Raw genomic sequence first — 18,852 nt, 5'->3', positions numbered from 1 at the left:
GCTTGTCGATATCCGCCGGAGAGATTCGTGCTATAGTTTCTTGCCGCCTTTTTAGGTCGCCGGAAATTTCTCGAAATTCGCAAGCGCACGCCTGCCCCGGCGACAACCTCGGCCAAACCCAGTTCCTCCAACGCCTAAGCGTTTTCCCACGTGAACTGGCAAATAATCACCCACCTCAGGGTTTCGAAGCGCGGCCACTCAGAAATCACTCGCTTTCCCGTGGGCTTCGCGCCGCCTTGCTGTGTTGTTACTCACAACGCCCACTCGGCATCTGATTTAGCCACTCTCGCGGCCCATGCGCTTCGCCTGCGAATCTTTATTAATTATCCGGAAGACCGCTCCCCCGCTCTTGCACGTCCATGGAGACTATGTTCTCGGTATCGACTTGCGTCGCAATTCTGGCCTGACGCACTCTTTCGGCAACGACAAACGCTTAACCTGGTGTCGTCTGAAATTCCGGACTGCTGATCTAAAAAGTCCCTACTACCAACCCTGTGATCACGATTACATAGACAGGTAGCTCGACGGGGACGCCGAGGAATTCGATATTCCAGCTCCCGCTCGAATCCCCTAGTTTTCCAAGGAGAGCAGTGAGAACCAGTCAACCAGCCCAGAGCCTCAAACGAGGCTTGAGCACTCGGCATATACGATTCATTGCCCTAGGATCAGCAATTGGAACGGGACTGTTTTACGGCTCGGCAGGCGCCATACAAATGGCTGGACCGGCAGTACTGCTCGCTTATCTTGTTGGTGGCGCCGTGGTCTTCATGGTCATGCGGGCGCTGGGCGAGATGGCGGTTCGCAATCCGGTCTCGGGGTCCTTCGGCAGCTACGCATCTACGTATGTCGGACGTTTTGCCGGCTTCGCCACCGGATGGACCTACACCTTCGAGATGTTCGTCGTGGCCTTGGCGGATGTGACAGCCTTTGGCGTGTATATGGGCTTCTGGTTCCCCAACGTTGAACGCTGGATCTGGGTCCTCGCGGTGGTCTTCTTCATTGCAGCGGTGAATCTGCTCTCGGTCAAGGTTTTTGGCGAGCTGGAATTCTGGTTTTCGCTGATCAAGGTGGTCGCGATCATCGCGATGATCGTCGGCGGAGTCTTGGTCATCCTCTTCGGGCTCGGCAATCAAAGCGAAGACGCCGCCGGAATCTCAAATCTCTTCGCACACGACGGATTCATGCCGCAGGGCATCTGGGGCGTACTGATGTCCTTCACCATTGTGATGTTCGCTTTCGGTGGCACCGAGGTTATTGGCATTACCGCCGGAGAAGCGCAGAATCCTCGAAAGGTCATCCCGCAGGCGGTCAATTCGGTGCCCGTACGCATTCTGCTGTTTTACGTGCTGACCCTGGGCGTCATCATGAGCATCCAGCCTTGGAATACGATCAATGGGGAGGAAAGCCCCTTCGTCTCGATTTTCTCAAGCATCGGGCTCTCCTCAGCGGCTCACGTTTTGAACTTCGTTGTGATTACCGCGGCCTTGTCGGCAATTAACGCGGATATATTCGGTGCCGGTCGCATGATCCACGGGATGGCGCGGCTTGGACAGGCACCGCAAGTATTTACCAAGACCACCGCCAACGGGGTCCCCTGGGTGACGTCAATGTCAATGATCGGTGCATTGCTGATCGGCGTTCTGCTCAACATTTGGTTCAAGGACCAGATATTCTTCTTGATCGCAGCCCTCGCCACCTTCGCGACGGTCGTGGTTTGGTTAATGATCCTGATTTCGCATGTCGCGATGAAACGCAAGATCATGCGCGACAATCTTGCACCCTCGGCTTTCCCGGTGCCGTTGTGGCCGTTGGGAAGCTACGTTGCCGTAGCGTTCATGGTCTTCGTTATCATCATGATTGGTATCGTTCCGCAGACTCGCAGCGCTTTGCTCACAGGCGTCGCGTGGATAGCCCTCTTGGCAATTTGCTATTGGTTCTTCGTGCGAGGCAAAGCCGTACCGGCCGGCGGCACCGATGACTATGACGGTAATCAAAAGCAGGGCGATCCGTTGGAAACGCAGGACGTGCATAGCTAATCGAAATTTTCACGAGGCCAAAACAGCGAGCAGCGGGACTCCCGCCGCTCGCTGTTTTGGCTAGTACCCATCGTTTATGCGCCCCATGTCTCCAAATCGTGATGAATATGAGCTAGCCTCGGGGAAAGGATAAAGCTCTTCGAGAAGAAAGCGGTAGGGTTACACGACCAGATTCTGGCACTGAACGCCGCAGTTACCGCTCGAACTCTAACCCGCCAGAGAACAGCAATGAACAATCAGGAGTGAAGAACATGAATCAGTCAAAGGTCAATGAAGCTCTCACCCGTGTCAGCCTCGATGCTTCGCGCCGGGATATCTCGATTGAAATAGTGCCGCGTGAAGCTGCTTCCTCGCTGGAAGAAGCCGCTAAATTGCTGGGCGTCATTCCCGCGCATCTGCTCAAAACGCTAGTCATCAAGCGTTCCGACGACACGTATTTATTTGCGCTGATCCCAGGTGGTCGCAAATTGAGCTGGCCAAAGCTGCGGGCCGAGGTTGGAGTCAACAAGCTTTCCCTGCCAGAGGCGGATATAGCTTATGACGTTACCCGTTATGTCCATGGAACCATCACTCCGTTTGGTTCGCACACGGTCTTGCCGCTCTACATTGATTCCAGTGTCTTCCAAGAACCTGTTCCGGAAGTCATCGCGTTGGGCTGCGGTGAACCCGAGCACGGCTTGCTCGTTCATCCGCGCGATTTGGTTACCGGCTTTGATGCCACGATTGCTGATATTTCCGTTCCCGACTAGCAGCTATGGCCTCTGGTAGCGGAAGCTTCTTGGCCCAACCGTTGAGTGCGGTGAGCGACTTGATTGATTCATTGCGCAGCCAAAGGCCCACGGGCTTCTCCACGAAGCGAGCAACGAGGTAGGCCACGATCAGCATGAGACTTATGGTCAAGACGAGCAGCACATATTTGTTCACGCTGGCGCTCAGCGAGTCAATGATCCACCAGCCCCAGAGCTGGTGGAACAGGTACAGAGGGTAGGTCAGCGATCCTGCCACGACTAGCCAACGAGCCTGAACGTACTTCAATGGAGTGAGTACGCAGAGCGCCAGCAACGCCACACACAGCACCGCCAGTACCGAGAAATGCCAGGACGGCACGGTCAAGCCGGAAAGGAAGTCGCTGTCGAAGCTCCCCTTGAGGCCCGTGAAGTAGGCAGATACTACGGTGTTGAAAGCCACTAGGGCCCAGCGTCCGAGGGTATGGCCGTTCTGATAGATCAGGAACAAGACCATGCCCGCGGCAAACTGAGCCGCGTACTGACCGGCAAACCAATCTTGCATCTTAGGCATCTCCGCCACATGCAAGAGGATTCCCAGAGCCGGCCAGATGAACGCCAGCCACATGATGTTTTTGGTCTTCACCAGTCCCAATACCAGCAGCAATCCGAGCAATACGTAGAAACGGAATTCCACCCACAGCGTCCAGTAGACGCCGTCGAGATCCCGGACCCCCATACCCTGCTGGACCATGGTGAGGTTCGGGACGATATCCCCGCCGCTGCGTCCGTCCTTCTCGGCCGGCCAGATTTTAAAGGTCAGAATCGCCGCCGCGATCACTGCCAGCCAATAAGCCGGATACAGCCGGCCAAGTCTTGATCCGATGAAGTGGATTATGCTTTTCCCCTGAACGGACATCAGGATCACGAATCCAGAGATCAGGAAGAAAAGTTGTACGCCGATCGATCCGTACCGAGTGAACTCCGACAACACCGGCCACGCATCTGGTGCTTTGACGCCCCAGTGGCTATGCCCCCAGGTGGTGTAGTGGTAGAGCACGACGATCAGGGCGGCACTAATACGCAGCCCGTCTAGCAAGCCTAGCCGTGCACCCGACTTCTTGGATTCCTGCGTTTCAGTTTTTGACACATATTCACTGTAAACAATGAACTTGAATAAACCCTGTTAATAGAAACGTTATAAACTTATAAAGTTGTGGCACGAGATTTTGCCCCGTTAACGACCAAAGGGCCCATGGACACGAAGTCCATGAACCCTTTGGTAATAAGTTGCGAGTGACCGCTGAACTTACTACTTAACCGAGACGGTTGCGCCGGCAGCTTCGAGAGCTTCCTTTGCCTTCTCGGCAGCGTCCTTTGCGGCACCTTCAAGAACAGCCTTTGGAGCAGCGTCAACGAGCTCCTTGGCTTCCTTCAGGCCGAGGGAAGTCAAACCACGGACTTCCTTGATGACTGCAATCTTCTTGTCGCCAGCCGACTCGAGGATAACGTCGAATTCGGTCTGCTCTTCAGCTGCGGCTTCGCCACCGGCTGCTGGGCCTGCAACTGCAACAGCAGCTGCGGAAACCTCGAAGGTCTCCTCGAATTCCTTCACGAACTCGGAGAGCTCGATGATGGTCATTTCCTTGAATGCTGAAAGCAGCTCTTCAGTGCTGAGCTTCGCCATGGTCGGCGTCCTTTCGATTTTGGCCCTGGGGCCTATGAATTGGGTTTACGATGCGAGAGAGTCGCGAAAGCTTAGGCTTCTGCCGGAGCTTCCTCGGCAGCAGCGCCGCCGTCCTCTTCTAGCTTCAGACGCAAAGCGTCCACCACGCGTACAGCTGCGGCGGCCGGAGCCTGCAGTACTGCAGCAACGCGAGTGAGCTGAGTTTCGCGGGATTCCAAAGCTGCCAAAGCAGCGATGCCAGCATGATCAAGGGCCTTGCCCTCGAAGAAGCCGGACTTGACGACAAGCTTCTCGTTAGCCTTGGCAAATTCCGTGAGGCTCTTTGCGGCAGCAACTGCGTCACCCTTAATGAAGGCGATTGCAGTCGGACCGGAAAGCTGACCATCGAATGCATCGATGCCAACTTCCTTCGCTGCGATAGCGGTCAAGGTGTTCTTCACAACCGTGTACTTGGTCTCCTGACCAAGTGAGCGGCGAAGTTCCTTGAGCTGTGCAACGGTAAGCCCACGGTATTCAGTCAAGACAGCCGCAGTTGATTCCTTGAAGTCTGCAGTGATTTCTTCAATCGCTACAGTCTTGGTAGGCGTTGCCATAACACTCCTTCCGGGGATTTGTTCGGTACCGTTTCATAACCGGCGGAGCCCATAAAAAAGGCCCCGCGCAGGAGCACAGGGCATTTCAACTAATTCAAGTCAAAATAAATCTATGAAACCTGCGTTGGCCGATCTTTCGAGCTCTTAGGAGTTTGTGCAAGCACGCACTCGGCCGACGGTCTTCGGTATCTCTAGTCTAAACGGCCACCGCAGGATCTTCCAAATCCAATGGCGCCACGGCGCGCATGATTCGAATCACTAGATGGCCGTTAAAGTGACAAGGCCTGAAGCCAGCACTTGGGGGACGCTGGCAACAGGCTACTTGTCGACACAAAAGTTTTGGGGAAACTTCCGCATCCAGCTTCTACATGGTCTTGGGGGGCCCATGTAGAAACCGCCGATCAAGTCGGTGATTTAAGCCTATCACTACTCATTGCGGCAACGGAACAGATCACAGGTAGATAACGGCTGCAGTTCAGAAAATTCACATCTTTGGCGTCCAGAAGCTTTCTCCAGATGATTATCCTCTAGTCAGCACGGGTATCGCTAGCAGTCTGGTTGCAAAGCAGCAGAACGAACCGTGAGCGATTTACGCTACCGCCACCACCGTTGCAGCTAGCCAGGCGCGGACGTCGAACAAGCTCTTGACTAGGCCTGCAGACGATTGGTTAGCCTGTGCCAGGTAATCGAGGAGTGGGAAAACAAAAACCGCGGGACAGACCAGATCTCTCTGGTCTGTCCCGCGGTTTTAGCGCTCGTTGGGCTTTAGGCCTCGACGCGAGTTACGTTCGAATCAACAGGGATACCTGGACCGAAGGTGGTCGAAACGGTTGCCTTCGAGATGTAGCGGCCCTTCGAGGAGGAAGGCTTCAAGCGAAGCACTTCTTCCAGAGCTGCTGCGTAGTTCTCGGTCAGCTGCTTGGCTTCGAACGAAGCCTTGCCGATGATGAAGTGAAGGTTGGCGTGCTTGTCGACGCGGAAGTCGATCTTGCCACCCTTGATGTCATTAACAGCCTTGGCGACATCCATGGTCACGGTGCCGGTCTTAGGGTTTGGCATCAGGTTACGAGGACCCAAGATCTTACCCAAGCGGCCAACCTTACCCATGAGGTCTGGGGTTGCTACGGCCGAGTCGAAGTCGGTCCAGCCGCCCTGGATCTTTTCGATCAGGTCGTCCGAGCCGACGAAGTCGGCGCCGGCTGCGATTGCAGCTTCGGCCTTGTCGCCATTGGCGAAGACAACCACGCGGGCGGTCTTACCGGTACCGTGTGGAAGGTTCACGGTACCGCGAACCATCTGGTCAGCCTTGCGTGGGTCAACGCTCAAACGGAAAGCTACCTCAACGGTGGAGTTAGTCTTTTCGCCTGCGATTTCCTTAGCCAGGACAATTGCCTCGGTTGGATCGTAGAACTTGTCAGCCACGATCTTGGCCGCGGCGGCTACGTATGCTTTGCTGCGCTTTGCCATCTGCGTTATCTCCTTATGCAGTCGTGGTCATATGGACCGCGCCCGGTCCTGCCACGGGCGGACAGGGTGTTCCCTGCTCGCCTTAGATTAAATTCTTTGTTGCAGTCACCGAAGTGAACTACGAAAAGCTAAAAATTAGCCTTCGACGGTGATGCCCATGGAACGGGCGGTACCGGCGATGATCAACGAGGCGGCAGCCAAGTCGTTGGCGTTGAGGTCAGCCATCTTGGTGGTGGCGATTTCTTCAACCTGAGCCTGGGACAGCTTGGCAACCTTGACGGTGTGCGGGGTAGCTGAACCCTTGGCAACGCCAGCAGCCTTCTTGATCAGCTCTGCTGCTGGAGGGGTCTTGGTGATGAAGGTGAATGAACGGTCTTCATACACGGTGATTTCAACTGGTACAACGTTACCGCGCTGCGACTCGGTCGCTGCGTTGTAAGCCTTGCAGAATTCCATGATGTTGACGCCGTGCTGGCCAAGTGCAGGACCAATTGGCGGAGCCGGGTTAGCGGCGCCTGCCTGGATCTGCAGCTTGATGAGTCCGGTGACCTTTTTCTTTGGGGCCATGTCGGGTCCTTATACTCTTGCAGTTCCCACAACACAGGAGCGTGCTGCGGGTTGTGGCCGTCGTGGCGCGACAGCCGGACGTGCCCTCACCCCGTAAAGCAAACGGAATGGGGCACGAAGACTTAATACTACTGGATCTTGGTGACCTGGTTGAAGTTCAAGGTCACTGGGGTCTCGCGTTCGAAGATCGAAACGAGGACTACCAGCTGTGCCGATTCCAGCTTGATTTCCGAGATCGTCGCCGGCATGGTCTCGAACGGACCATCGTTGACGGTAACCGATTCGCCAACTTCGAAATCGACGGTGACTTCGGTGATTGGCGAGCGTCCCGGCTTGGAAGCCGATGGCTGCTCGACCGGATCCACCACGGTGTGCTCCAGCATGGAGAACACTTCGTCGAGGTTCAGCGGGTTGGGATCATGAGCGTTTCCAACGAATCCGGTGACACCTGGCGTGTGTCGAACGACACCCCAGGAAGCGTCGGTCAGTTCCATGCGGACCAGGACGTAGCCCGGGATGCGCACACGGCGAACGATCTTACGCTGAGTGTTCTTGACCTCAACGACCTCTTCCATCGGAACCTGGATTTCATAGATGAAATCGTCCATGTCCTGGGTCTGGATACGAGTCTCGAGGTTCAGCTTCACGCGGTTTTCGTAACCTGCGTAGGTGTGAATGACGAACCAGTCACCCGGCTGGCGACGCAGCTTCGAGCGGAATTCTTCCTTGAGCGCGGCGACAACGTCGACGTCGTCTGCTTCAGCGGTTTCGTCCTCGTCGGCTTCATCCTCGACGTCTTCAGCGGCTTCGTCTTCGTCGGCTACATCTTGAACGTCTGCTTCAGCAGCTTCATCTTCGTCGGCTTCGCCCTGAACGGCTTCTTCAGCAACAACGGCTGGAGCTTCGGTCTCGTCGGTTGCAACCTCGGCGGCGGTTTCTACCTGCGCGCCATCAGCTTCAACGAACTCGTTTTCGACCTCGTCATTAATCTGCGGTTCGAGTTCCTTGTCGGACACTGCAGCTCCTGCTTTCTTTGACTGAATGACATCTACTACCTGCGGGCGATTATACCGCCGCGGCAAATAAATTACTGTTCTGGCTGATTGGTGAACAGGAGGATCGAGCCTTGGCCCAGTACGAAGTCAAGGATCGTAACGATCAGCATAACGACGCAAACAAAACCGATTACAACCAGCGTGTAATTGATGAGCTCGCTACGCGTTGGGGTAACGACCTTCTTCAGTTCTGAAATTACCTGGCGCAGGAATAGGAAGATGCGTCCGAAGAAGCCCTTCTTTGCCTTCTCACCATTTCCGGAGTTTACGGCAGCTGATTCGCTCAACCTGATCCTCGTTTCAATTTTTTTGGCCAGTTGAAACAATCACGGTGCGCCGCAGCCTGACCGACCACAACACACCGTGATTTGAGATTCGCTGTGCGATTATTACCATCGCTACTGCGCAGGGCAGACAGGACTCGAACCTGCAACCTGCGGTTTTGGAGACCGCTGCGCTACCAATTGCGCCACTACCCTTTGAGCTACCGCTCTTACTGAGAACATCTTAGCCGATCAGGACTTTTCCATGTCGGTTGCGATGTCTCAGCAACGAGAAATAACTTTACGCAACGAATTAGCAAATGTCGAACTGACTGCACCCTGTGTGTCGCACACCGCATTCTGACCACCAGTTAGTGACCACTTGGTGTCATTTTTCAATTTCACTGAGCATCGGCAAATACTGGGAACTAGGATTGGAACTAACAGCAGCTTACGTAACCGTCAGGATGCATTTTCTATGTCTAGAATTTCACGCCGCATCGGCGCCATTTCCGAGTCCGCAACGCTAGCGGTTGATGCCAAGGCGAAAGCGCTCAAGGCCGCCGGTCGTCCAGTCATCGGCTTCGGCGCCGGCGAGCCGGACTTCCCAACACCGGATTACATCGTCGAGGCAGCGGTCAAGGCCGCCCAGGATCCGAAGAACCACCGGTACTCCCCCGCGGCGGGCCTGCCTGAACTGCGCGAAGCGATTGCCGAAAAGACGCTGCGCCACTCCGGATACGAGCTGGCTGGCGCGCAGGTGCTGGTGACCAACGGCGGCAAGCAGGCGGTCTACAACACCTTTGCCGCACTGCTTGACCCGGGAGACGAAGTCATCATTCCGGCTCCTTACTGGACCACCTACCCGGAGTCGGTGCAGCTGGCGGGCGGGGTGCCCGTATCCGTCTTCGCCGGCCCCGAGCAGGGCTATAAGGTCACCGTCGAGCAGCTTGAGTCCGTGCTGACCGAGCGTACCAAGGTCTTGCTCTTCGTTTCCCCCTCGAACCCTACCGGCGCGGTTTATACGGCAGAGCAGATCATGGAAATCGGCCGCTGGGCGGCCGAAAAGGGCTTGTGGGTAGTCACCGATGAGATCTACGAACACCTGACCTATGGGGACGCCTCCTTCAGCTCCATTGCAACGCTGGTTCCGGAGCTCGAAGACCGGGTGGTCATCCTCAACGGCGTGGCCAAGACCTACGCCATGACCGGTTGGCGTGTGGGCTGGATGGCCGGCCCACTGGACGTCATCAAGGCTGCCACCAACCTGCAGTCCCATGCGACCTCGAACGTGGCCAATGTGTCCCAGCGTGCCGCCTTGGCCGCCGTGGCCGGCCCCTTGGATGCCGTCGAGGAGATGAAGGTCGCCTTCAACCGCCGCCGGCTGGCCATCGTCGAGGGCTTGAACGCCATCGACGGGTTGCACTGCCCGATGCCTGAAGGTGCCTTCTACGCCTACTCGGACGTGCGCGGGCTGCTGGGCAAGAAGATCCGCGGCGTTGTGAACAACACCAGCGCCGAGCTGGCCGCGTTCATCCTGGAGCAGGCGGAAGTCGCGGTTGTACCGGGCGAAGCCTTTGGCCCCTCGGGCTATATCCGCATGTCCTATGCGCTGGGCGATGCAGACCTGGCCGAGGGCGTCTCGCGGATGGCCCGGTTGCTGGGCGAAGCCGAGTAGAGCGGCATCCGGACATTGCGGGCCCGATCCACCGGATCGGGCCCGCACTCGTTAACGCCTAGAGGATCTTCCGGTCCACCGCCCAGCGCGTGAGTTCATGGCGATTCGAGAGCTGCAATTTGCGCAGCACGTTTGAGACATGCGATTCCACGGTTTTCACCGAGATGAACAGCTCCTTGGCCACCTCCTTGTAGCTGTAGCCGCGGGCGATCAGGCGCATCACCTGCAGTTCCCGGTCCGAGAGCAGATCCAGTTCCTCGTCGATGCCGGTCGATTCGGCCACTTTTGCACCGCCGAATGCGTCCAGCACAAAGCCCGCCAGCCGTGGCGAGAACACCGCATCTCCCCCGGCCACCCGGCGCACCGCGTCCGAGATTTCGGCTCCGGAAATGCTCTTGGTCACGTAGCCCCGGGCCCCGGCCCGAATCACCGTGACCACGTCCTGCGCCGAATCCGAAACGCTCAGCGCCAGGAACTTGGTGGTTCCCAACAGGTGCGCGCAACCGCGCAAGACCTCCGCGCCCCCGCCGCCGCGTCCGCCGGGCAGGTGCACGTCGAGCAGGACCACGTCCGGCCGCTGGCTTTCGATGACTTCGATAGCCTGTTCAACGGACCCCGCCTCACCGACAATGCGCAGGTCCTCACCGAGATCCGCGCGGAGCCCGGAGCGGAAGATTCCATGGTCGTCTACCAACACCACCGTGAAGTTCTGCTGTTCGCTACTCATGATTCCGTATCTTCCTGACTGCTGTTCCTTGGCATTTTCAACTCTACTTCGGTGCCCGTCTCGCCGCTGCGAATAGCTGCCTGCCCGCCGGCCCGCTGCATCCGTCCGATAATCGATTCGCGCACCCCATACCGGTCCCTGTCGATGCCGTCTACGTCGAATCCCCTTCCGCGATCCCGGATGAACACCTCGATGAGCAGCTCGCTGCATTCGACAAACACCGAGATTCTTCCCTCGGCATGTTTTGCGGCATTCATCATCGCTTCCCGGCTCGCCGCCACGAGCGACTGCTGTCCGTCGAAACCCCTGGCATTTCCGACGGTAATCACATCGACATCCCGCAGCATCAATTTCTCTACATTGTCGGCCTCGGCCTGGATTTCCACGACCACGTCTTTCTCATCGAGCTCTTCGGTCTCATAGAGCCAGGCGCGCAGTTCGCGTTCCTGCACGCGCGCCAGGGTTCGCACCGCTGCCGGGTCATCGCTGCGTTTTTGGATCACGGCCAGCGTCTGCAGCACCGAGTCGTGCAGATGCGCGGCAAAGTCTGCGCGCTGCGCGGCGGCCTGCCGATTGCTTCTCTCCGAAAGGTAGTCGCGCCACAACCTGGCACCCCAGGGCAGCAGCACCACCACCGCGCCGGTGATGATCGCCAGCGCCGCCCACATCCCGCCGAGCATATCGGAGGTGCTCACGCTCCCGCTGAGAATCGCCAGCAGCCCGCCGATGGCGAGCAGCAGGCCCAGAATCAACCGCCCGAAGACGAGCGCCTTGGCCTTGCGGTCACCGTCGAGGTGCTGCCCATCGACCTGCAGCCAGGCGAGCAGCACGCCGGCGATGATGCCTAAGCTGGGCCAAATCAGATCCCAGCGGATATTCAGCCCGAGCCACTGCCCCAGCGCCAGCAGCGCCACCAGCAGCAAGGCGGCTCCGATGAGGGTTTCGCGCCAGGAGGATAGCTTTTCGCTCATCTCGCGCGGGGAAAATATTCCCTGCTGCACCCGGCCCATTTCCTCCGCGAGCGTGCGCGGCCCGGTACCCCGGGAGCGCAGCGCTCCGGCCTTGGATTCTTCGGCGCTGGGGGTGAACACCCACAGCCAGGCATAGAGCAATACGCCGGCCCCGCCCAGGGCGGTAAGTCCCAAGAACCCGATACGCAGGTAGTTCACCGGTATGCCAAGGTGCACAGCGAGGCCGCCGCACACCCCGGCGATCAGCCGGGACTCACTGCGTACGATCTGATTTCGCTGCTCGGTTCGTTCCATACTGACAAGTCAAGCACGTTCCCGGGCAGAAAACCGGGTCGATGCCGGAAGTCAGGGCGGCCCCTAGGGAAGAATCAGGGTAGCCCCTCATAGCGCTAAGCACGCACACCGGAGATGATTTAAACATGGACAACGAGAACTCTCCGCGCAGCAACGTTTTCGACCAATTACGCAAAATTGGCATCGAACGGCAAGACTCCCAGTGGCTGGGCGGTGTTGCGGCGGGCATCGCACAGCGGTTCAGCATCGATGTGGTGCTGGTGCGCGGGGTATTCGTCGCGTTGAGTTTGCTCGGCGGAACCGGCTTCCTGGTTTACGGGCTGGCTTGGGGGCTCTTGCCCGGCCCCAAGGGCACGATCCCCTTGGAGCGGGCGGTGCACGGCAAGGACTGGACCAGCGCGCTCACCGGGGCCCTGGTATTTTTGCTCATCGGCTTCTTCCTCGCCCCCTGGCTGCTGAGCACCGTGGCCCCGATCCTGTGGCCGCTGCTGGTGGTCGCCGGAATTCTCTTCGTGATCTTCAGCCGACGCGACACCAAGTTTGCCGGCACCTCCAAACCCCGCCGCACGCCAACGTCCAGCGATCCGGCACCCGGCACGGACGTTGAAAAGCCTTGGCGCGCGCAGCGTGCCCAGTCCTTCAGCACGCAGGCACCCGTTGATCCCGATCAGTTCCCGGCGGCGACGAAGCCGCTGCGCACTCCAGAAACCACGCACTCGCACACCAACCAGAGCAACGCAGACTCCGAGGAGGACTCCATGGACCCCGAACCTCGCGGCTTCGGCCATATCCCGCAGGACCACGGGCGGGATCCGCATTTGCCCAGGACGAATAATAGGCTGCGCAATGCTCCCCCGGTTCCCGGCTGGGTTGCCACCATCATCGTGGGCCTCACGATCCTGGTGGTGTCCTTGGTGCTCGCCGCGGATTATCTCGGGGCGATCGCGCTGCCGGGCAATGGCTGGGGCGCGGCCTTTGCCATCGGCTTGTTCGTGGTCGGCTTGGCGCTGGTCTTCGCCTCCCTCGCGCACCGCACCAGCGGCGGGCTGCTCGGACTGGCCATTCCATTGCTGGTACTCACGGTGATCTTCGGCGGCAACGATTTGCGCGGCACGCAGGGCGAAACGGTCGGTGTGGCCACGGATTCAAACCAGTACAGCTCGGTGTTCAGCAAAACAACGGTGGACCTGCGCCACCTATCCACCATCACCGAGCCGACGACGGTGGAGGTCTCATCGGTCTTCTCCAAGGTAGATCTCGAACTGCCCTCGAACATTCCGGTGCAGATCCAGGCCGACGGGCTGTTCCTCTCCTCGCTGAACGAAAACAACTCGCAGCCGGCGGGCGGCTTCGACGCAGATGCACCCACGCTGACGGTAGTGATCAATGGGGTATTCTCCGGGTACGATCCGGAGTACTCAAGCGACGGAACCAACACCTACAACCCAACGTTCTAAGGAGCGGACAGCATGAATTCTGATCAGCAAACTGGAGCAAAATTTCCTGCCGGCACCTTGGTGTTTGGCCTGATCCTGGTCGTGGTCGCGCTTGCCACGCTCAGCCGGACCCTCTTCGACTGGCACTTCGACACCCCCTTGTTCTTCATCGCGCTGGTTGCCCTGGCCGGGGTGGGGATGATCTTCGCGGGCATCTCCTCGGCACGCAAGGCCAGCGGCAAGAACACCGAACTACCTTCCCACAACGACTAGCACCCACCATTTTTAGGAGCACTCATGGATACCTTCTTCAATCAGATCCGTTCGATCCCACTGCGCCGCGGCCCCTCGCGCATGGTTGCCGGAATTGCCGGCGGCATCGCGGATAAGTTCGGCTGGGATGTCACCTTGGTCCGCATCGGGCTGCTGCTCTCCTTCCTCCTGCCGGTCATCGGCATCGGCGCGTACATCGTGGCCTGGCTGCTGATTCCGGCCCAGGATGACAGCATCGTGCTGCAGAAACTGCTGCGCAAGTTCTAACCCCCCGGAATATCTCCGAAACAGAGCGGGTTGTTCGCTACCCCAAGTGGCAAACAACTCGCTCTTGTGGTTTTAACCACGTAGAATCTTAGAGAACTCGATGCTCAATGGTGCGCGGAATCGAATGAAGTCCGAAGGGTTTTCCTCGGATACCCGGCCCGCTCCGCAGCAGCATTCAGCAAGGAACCCGCCGTGTATCCGAAGTCTTCCCTACTTACTAAGTGAGGGTAAATGCGCATTGGAATCATGACTTCGGGAGGCGACTGCCCGGGACTGAACGCGGTGATCCGCGGTGCGGTGCTCAATGGCATCAAAAGCTATGACTACGAATTTGTCGGCTTCCGCGACGGCTGGAAGGGGGTCAAGGAAGGCGACTTCTTCGAGCTTCCCCGTACCGCCGTGCGCGGTATCGCCAAACAGGGCGGAACCATTCTGGGCACCTCGCGCACCAACGCGTTCGAGGGAGAAAACGGCGGAGCCGAGAATATCGCCGCCACGCTGAAGCAGAATAATGTCGACGCCTTGATCGCGATCGGCGGCGAGGGGACCCTCGCCGGCGCGCAGCGCCTGTGCGAGGCCGGGCTGCCGGTGGTTGGCGTCCCGAAGACCATCGACAACGACCTGGACGCCACCGACTACACCTTCGGTTTCGACACCGCAAACCAGATCGCCGTGGAGGCCATCGACCGGCTGCGCACTACCGGGGACTCGCACCATCGCTGCATGATCGCCGAGGTCATGGGCCGGCACGTCGGCTGGATCGCCATGCACGCCGGCATGGCCTCCGGCGCCCATGCGATCCTCATCCCCGAGGTGTCCACCACCATGGAAGAGATCTACCAGTGGGTGCGCGAAGCCCACGAACGCGGCCGTGCACCCCTGGTCGTGGTCTCCGAGGGGTTCGTCCCCGAGGGCCTGGACGAGGCCTTCTCGGTGCGCGGGGTGGATACCTTCGGCCGGGCGCGGCTCGGTGGAATCAGCGAAATGCTCGCCCCGCTGATCGAGGAGCAAACCGGCCTCGAAACCCGAGCCACCGTGCTGGGCCACATCCAGCGCGGCGGAGTGCCCACCGCATTTGACCGCGTGCTGGCAACGCGGCTTGGCATGGCCGCGGTGAATTCGGTGGCCGATGCGGCCTGGGGCACCATGGTCGCGATCCACGGCACCAAGGTCAACCGCGTCCCGCTGCGCGCGGCGCTGAACAACCTCAAGCGGGTTCCGATGGACCGCTACAACGAGGCCCGGATCCTCTTCGGCTAAATTCCGCACCGGCAAAACAACAGCGGTCCGGTACCTCCCGCGGGAGGTACCGGACCGCTGTTGCGTTTTGCTGCTCAGGCCGGGGGCGGGGTCCGCAGGAAACCAGTGAACCGGCCCGCGGTCTGTCCGGCGTCCGTGGCCACGATGACCTCCTGCGAGGCCGGGTAGACGCTCTCGCCGTCCACGACGCTCAGCACCGCCTCTGGGTCCACATTGCGTTTGATCACGCCCAACGCAATCGGTCCGGCTTCAAAGTGCAGGGAGGCCGAGGTCAGCTTGCCCACGGTGCGCTCACCGAGCTTGATCTCCGAACCGGCGGCCGGCAAGGTGTGCATCGACCCGTCGAGGTCGAGGAATACCAGGCGGCGCGGCGGGTGGCCGATGTTGTGCACCCGGGCCACGGTTTCCTGCCCCTTGTAGCAGCCTTTGTCCATGTGCACGGCGGTGCGCAGCCAATCCAGTTCATGCGGGATGGTCTTGTCATCATTCTCAAAACCGAAGCGCGGCTCCCAGGCGGCGATGCGCAGGGACTCCACCGCCATACTCCCGGCAAGTTCTTCCTCGCCGACGGCTTCTTCCAAGCGCTCAAGTTCAACAACATGCAAGAACCACGGCCGCTCCAGACCCGGGTGGTCCTCGCGCGAGTAGGCCCATCCCCCGGTGCTGACCTGCGGCCACGGATTGCGCCACACCAGCTCATTGCAGCTGGGAATCTCGCGCACCGCACCGAGCACGCCGTGGGTGCTCGAAAGGTTTTTCAGTTCCACCCGCAGCATGAACCGCATCGATTCGAGGAATTCCCGCAGCGGCTCGGCGCGGCCCTGCTCGACGATCAGCAGCACCCGATCGGTGTCGATGAGCACCTTCATCTCGTGCTCGATTCGCCCCTGAACCGAAAGCAGCAGCGCCTGGCTGGAGGCCCCCGGCTTCAGCCCGGTGATCGACTGGCTGCTGAGCGTGTTCAACCAACTCTGCCGGTCCTCGCCACGCAGTTCCAGCACGTCAAGGTGGCTCAGGTCGGCAATCGCCTGGCCTTGGAAAAGCTTGCGGGCCTCGCGGGTGGGCGCGCCATAATGCGCTGCCACACCGGCATCTGCCCCGGATGCCTCGATAGCTGCCGCACGATCCAGCAGCACCGAACGATATTGATTTTCGCTCATGTCAGGAATCCATCGCCTCTGTAGTAACACGTTTCAGCGCGGCTGAGGCATGAGCCTTGAGGTCTTGATTGCCCAAGGACACGTCCCAACGCCAAAATAGATCTCCGCCGACAAGCCCGTACATCCGGGTCGAGGAGGCGTACTGCTTGGCATTCTTGCTGCGCAGCAATGCTTCAGTGGCCAGCTGCACCCGCGGACCGTCGATCAGCCCGTAGTAGAGTTCGCTGATCCCGCCAGGCTGCATGATCTGCGCCTGAATTTTGAAGCCCTCTGCGGTGTGCAGCTGCTGCACGTCGTCGGCCGAGCGCAAGGCCGGGATGATCTCTCCCGGGGTCATTCCTGGCCCCGCGTCTGCGTCCTGCTGCTCGCGATCCAGCGACCAGAAACCACTTTCTACGGCCAGGATCCGCAGCTTGGTGCCATCGGCTTCGGTAAGCCATGCTTCGCTGCGGTATTCCAGATACGGGGTGCCTACCTCACGGAAGGTGACCTGCTGCCAAAAATGCGGGTCCGCATCCTCCCCCTCGCCCAGACGCCCGCTTCCTTCCCAGCTGCCGATGAGCCACGAGAAGGGTACGAGTTCCGGCATGAGGTCCGTGGGAATGTCAAAAGCCATTGACTAGCTGCTCCTAAGTTGCCCGGTTAAATGGAAACAGCGCACACGTTTTTGTGTGCGCTGCTTCTACTTCTGCCCCTTGAAGAGACGCTTTACTACAAGTCCGGCGAATCCGGCCATGCCCAGACCTGCAATGGTCAGCAAGGCGAGGAAGAAAATTTCGAGTGCAAGGTAATTTTCATTCATGCCTACATCTTAGCCCGAGCACTTCGGTATTTCCGACACTCGTGACGAAGCAGGCATCACATTTCGTGATTAGCTCAGCAGGGCCATCACGTACCAGCTCATCGCTCCGGCCAGGATCAGGATCCCGCTAGCCAGGGCGAGCACACCGGATAGCGTGCGGATGCTGCGGGTGGACAACGCCAACGCCCGCAGGCTGCCCACCAGCAGTCCCGCCAGCACCCCAATGGCCAGCGCCTGGTACCAGGTGGGGCCGAAGGTCAACGCGCTGGCCGCCGCCCCGAGCGCCCCGCCGATCAAGGGGGCAAGCACGAAGGTAATCCGGTCCGGCAACCGGGTAATGGCGATCGCCCCGGCGCCAACGAGCGCGATGAGGGTGAATGCGGTGATCCCCAGTGCGCCCTCGCCAAGGCCCATGGCGGCCCATCCCGAGCCTTGCGCCACGATGGCCAAACCGGTGATCCCCGAAACCACCCCGGCCAGCCGCCCATCGGCGGTGGAACCGCGCATGACCTGCGTAATGAAAATCATCAGCACCCCGGCGGCAATGACCTCAACGCTATGCGAGGTCTGCGTGGCCCCTGGCATGAAGAGCGTCGCCGCGGTGGAGGCCAGGGCGGCAATCGCGAGGATGATGCTGATCGTCCAGGGAGTCTCCGAACGCGTCATCCGCGGCCAGGTATAGGCAAAAACTAGCTGCAGCACCACGGCGACCGCCGCCATCGCAAAGTTCAGCGAACTGAGGCTGGCGGCGCCAGCCAACAGGACCGCGGCGAGCAGCCCACTAATCAATACCTTGATTCGCAAACTAAATTTCCCATCGGTAATAGTCCGGGCACTTGCTCGTTCACATGCGCACTTTGAGTGATTCTTTCTCTATACTGTGACACGTAAAAACGATTTTTTCGCACACCACTGGCAGGAGGAACTCCATCATGGCGCACCTACTGCTCCTGAGTAATAATGCAAGCACCGGTGCCGAGGTGCTTCCGGCACTGGAACTGCTGCTCCACGAGAACCGCTGCTTGCCGGCCAACACCGAGGCGCTGAGCCAAATCGGCGAGGCCGAAGCGGTCATTCTCGACGCGCGCACCGAGCTGATTGCCGCGCGAGCCCTAGCGCAAACCATCCACTCTACCGTCAATTTACCGTTGCTGCTGGTCATTGGCGAGGGCGGCCTGGGCGTTTTGAATTCCGCTTGGCATGCCTCCGACTTCATTTTGCCCACCGCGGTCCCGGGTGAACTCGAGGCCCGGATCCGGCTGATCCTTTCGGCCGCACCGGAGGTGGTGGTCCAGGAGAACACCTCCGGGCTGACCATCGATGAGCTGAGCTACACCGCGCGGATCGATCGCCGCATGCTGGATCTGACCTACAAGGAATTCGAGCTGCTCAAGTACCTCTCGCAGTTCCCCGGACGCGTCTTCACCCGTGAGCAGCTGCTCCACGAAGTCTGGGGCTACGACTACTACGGCGGTACGCGCACCGTCGACGTTCACGTGCGTCGCTTGCGCGCCAAACTCGGCACCGACCATGAACAGCTGATCGGCACCGTGCGAAATGTCGGCTACCGTTTCTACACCGAAGTTTAAGT

The 18,852-nt window shown here is 59.2% G+C and carries 20 protein-coding genes and 1 tRNA gene; 8 read left to right on the top strand and 13 right to left on the bottom strand.

The annotated features are described in order from the left end of the window. Positions 1-590 precede the first annotated feature (590 nt). Both ACT3UA_RS10650 and ACT3UA_RS10645 read left to right on the top strand, forming a co-directional pair. Positions 591-2,036: an amino acid permease gene (locus tag ACT3UA_RS10650; protein WP_444616371.1), complete on the top strand. Its 1,446-nt coding sequence runs from the start codon at positions 591-593 to the stop codon at positions 2,034-2,036. A 251-nt stretch (positions 2,037-2,287) separates the two neighbouring features. Continuing rightward, the gene (locus ACT3UA_RS10645) at positions 2,288-2,785 is read left to right on the top strand and encodes an aminoacyl-tRNA deacylase (protein WP_096283706.1); all 498 of its coding nucleotides are present in this window, start codon (positions 2,288-2,290) and stop codon (positions 2,783-2,785) included. On the opposite strand, the gene ACT3UA_RS10640 is transcribed toward ACT3UA_RS10645, so the two are convergent. The 8 genes from ACT3UA_RS10640 to ACT3UA_RS10605 all read right to left on the bottom strand — a co-directional run bounded on the left by ACT3UA_RS10640 (position 2,739) and on the right by ACT3UA_RS10605 (position 8,609). Further along, positions 2,739-3,911, bottom strand: coding sequence for an acyltransferase family protein (locus tag ACT3UA_RS10640; protein WP_444616369.1), 1,173 nt, complete (start codon positions 3,909-3,911; stop codon positions 2,739-2,741). The genes ACT3UA_RS10645 and ACT3UA_RS10640 overlap by 47 nt on opposite strands. Positions 3,912-4,073: 162 nt before the next feature. Continuing rightward, positions 4,074-4,448, bottom strand: a complete 375-nt coding sequence (gene rplL / locus ACT3UA_RS10635; RefSeq protein WP_096283710.1) for a 50S ribosomal protein L7/L12 — start codon at positions 4,446-4,448, stop codon at positions 4,074-4,076. A gap of 71 nt (positions 4,449-4,519) precedes the next feature. After that, complete coding sequence (gene rplJ, locus ACT3UA_RS10630; RefSeq protein WP_096283712.1) at positions 4,520-5,041, bottom strand: 50S ribosomal protein L10; 522 nt, start codon at positions 5,039-5,041, stop codon at positions 4,520-4,522. A gap of 765 nt (positions 5,042-5,806) precedes the next feature. Then, complete coding sequence (gene rplA / locus ACT3UA_RS10625) at positions 5,807-6,508, bottom strand: 50S ribosomal protein L1 (RefSeq protein WP_096283714.1); 702 nt, start codon at positions 6,506-6,508, stop codon at positions 5,807-5,809. Between the two features lie 135 nt (positions 6,509-6,643). Beyond that, a complete protein-coding gene (gene rplK / locus ACT3UA_RS10620) occupies positions 6,644-7,075 on the bottom strand; it encodes a 50S ribosomal protein L11 (protein ID WP_096283716.1) in 432 nt (143 codons plus the stop codon). Positions 7,076-7,203: 128 nt separating this feature from the next. Next, on the bottom strand, positions 7,204-8,091 hold the full coding sequence (nusG, locus tag ACT3UA_RS10615) for a transcription termination/antitermination protein NusG (protein WP_096283718.1): 888 nt from the start codon (positions 8,089-8,091) through the stop codon (positions 7,204-7,206). Positions 8,092-8,162: 71 nt separating this feature from the next. After that, positions 8,163-8,417 carry a preprotein translocase subunit SecE gene (gene secE / locus ACT3UA_RS10610; protein WP_096283720.1) on the bottom strand — a complete coding sequence of 85 codons (255 nt, stop codon included), beginning with the start codon at positions 8,415-8,417 and terminating at the stop codon, positions 8,163-8,165. 119 nt (positions 8,418-8,536) lie between these two features. Continuing rightward, a tRNA-Trp gene (locus ACT3UA_RS10605) sits at positions 8,537-8,609 on the bottom strand. 262 nt (positions 8,610-8,871) lie between these two features. Between ACT3UA_RS10605 and ACT3UA_RS10600 the strand changes: the two genes are divergently transcribed. Next, positions 8,872-10,071, top strand: coding sequence for a pyridoxal phosphate-dependent aminotransferase (locus ACT3UA_RS10600; RefSeq protein ID WP_444616365.1), 1,200 nt, complete (start codon positions 8,872-8,874; stop codon positions 10,069-10,071). Positions 10,072-10,129: 58 nt separating this feature from the next. On the opposite strand, the gene ACT3UA_RS10595 is transcribed toward ACT3UA_RS10600, so the two are convergent. Both ACT3UA_RS10595 and ACT3UA_RS10590 read right to left on the bottom strand, forming a co-directional pair. Next, complete coding sequence (locus tag ACT3UA_RS10595; RefSeq protein ID WP_096283724.1) at positions 10,130-10,798, bottom strand: LuxR C-terminal-related transcriptional regulator; 669 nt, start codon at positions 10,796-10,798, stop codon at positions 10,130-10,132. Then, positions 10,795-12,063: an ATP-binding protein gene (locus tag ACT3UA_RS10590; protein WP_444616362.1), complete on the bottom strand. Its 1,269-nt coding sequence runs from the start codon at positions 12,061-12,063 to the stop codon at positions 10,795-10,797. The genes ACT3UA_RS10595 and ACT3UA_RS10590 overlap by 4 nt, the downstream gene beginning before the upstream one ends. Positions 12,064-12,188: 125 nt before the next feature. Here ACT3UA_RS10590 and ACT3UA_RS10585 point away from each other — a divergent pair, with 125 nt between their 5' ends. The 4 genes from ACT3UA_RS10585 to ACT3UA_RS10570 all read left to right on the top strand — a co-directional run bounded on the left by ACT3UA_RS10585 (position 12,189) and on the right by ACT3UA_RS10570 (position 15,299). After that, positions 12,189-13,520, top strand: coding sequence for a PspC domain-containing protein (locus ACT3UA_RS10585; RefSeq protein ID WP_096283728.1), 1,332 nt, complete (start codon positions 12,189-12,191; stop codon positions 13,518-13,520). 12 nt (positions 13,521-13,532) lie between these two features. Beyond that, on the top strand, positions 13,533-13,772 hold the full coding sequence (locus tag ACT3UA_RS10580; RefSeq protein WP_096283730.1) for a hypothetical protein: 240 nt from the start codon (positions 13,533-13,535) through the stop codon (positions 13,770-13,772). 24 nt (positions 13,773-13,796) lie between these two features. Beyond that, positions 13,797-14,039: a PspC domain-containing protein gene (locus tag ACT3UA_RS10575; RefSeq protein WP_096283732.1), complete on the top strand. Its 243-nt coding sequence runs from the start codon at positions 13,797-13,799 to the stop codon at positions 14,037-14,039. 231 nt (positions 14,040-14,270) lie between these two features. Continuing rightward, the gene (locus ACT3UA_RS10570) at positions 14,271-15,299 is read left to right on the top strand and encodes a 6-phosphofructokinase (RefSeq protein WP_096283734.1); all 1,029 of its coding nucleotides are present in this window, start codon (positions 14,271-14,273) and stop codon (positions 15,297-15,299) included. A gap of 74 nt (positions 15,300-15,373) precedes the next feature. On the opposite strand, the gene ygfZ is transcribed toward ACT3UA_RS10570, so the two are convergent. From ygfZ to ACT3UA_RS10555, 3 genes are all read right to left on the bottom strand, one after another. Then, on the bottom strand, positions 15,374-16,459 hold the full coding sequence (gene ygfZ, locus ACT3UA_RS10565) for a CAF17-like 4Fe-4S cluster assembly/insertion protein YgfZ (RefSeq protein WP_176484080.1): 1,086 nt from the start codon (positions 16,457-16,459) through the stop codon (positions 15,374-15,376). Position 16,460: 1 nt separating this feature from the next. Continuing rightward, complete coding sequence (locus ACT3UA_RS10560) at positions 16,461-17,075, bottom strand: FABP family protein (protein WP_096283736.1); 615 nt, start codon at positions 17,073-17,075, stop codon at positions 16,461-16,463. A 255-nt stretch (positions 17,076-17,330) separates the two neighbouring features. Then, positions 17,331-18,065, bottom strand: a complete 735-nt coding sequence (locus ACT3UA_RS10555) for a hypothetical protein (protein ID WP_096283739.1) — start codon at positions 18,063-18,065, stop codon at positions 17,331-17,333. A 128-nt stretch (positions 18,066-18,193) separates the two neighbouring features. Here ACT3UA_RS10555 and ACT3UA_RS10550 point away from each other — a divergent pair, with 128 nt between their 5' ends. After that, entirely contained in the window at positions 18,194-18,850 is a 657-nt protein-coding gene (locus ACT3UA_RS10550; RefSeq protein ID WP_096283741.1) for a winged helix-turn-helix domain-containing protein, read from the top strand. The last annotated feature ends 2 nt before the right edge of the window (positions 18,851-18,852 follow it).

The organism is Glutamicibacter sp. 363 (assembly GCF_052379505.1).
In the GTDB taxonomy this organism is placed as follows: Bacteria; Actinomycetota; Actinomycetes; order Actinomycetales; family Micrococcaceae; genus Glutamicibacter.
Note: the sequence above shows the minus strand (reverse complement) of the source record. Positions and strands in the feature narration are given on the sequence as shown.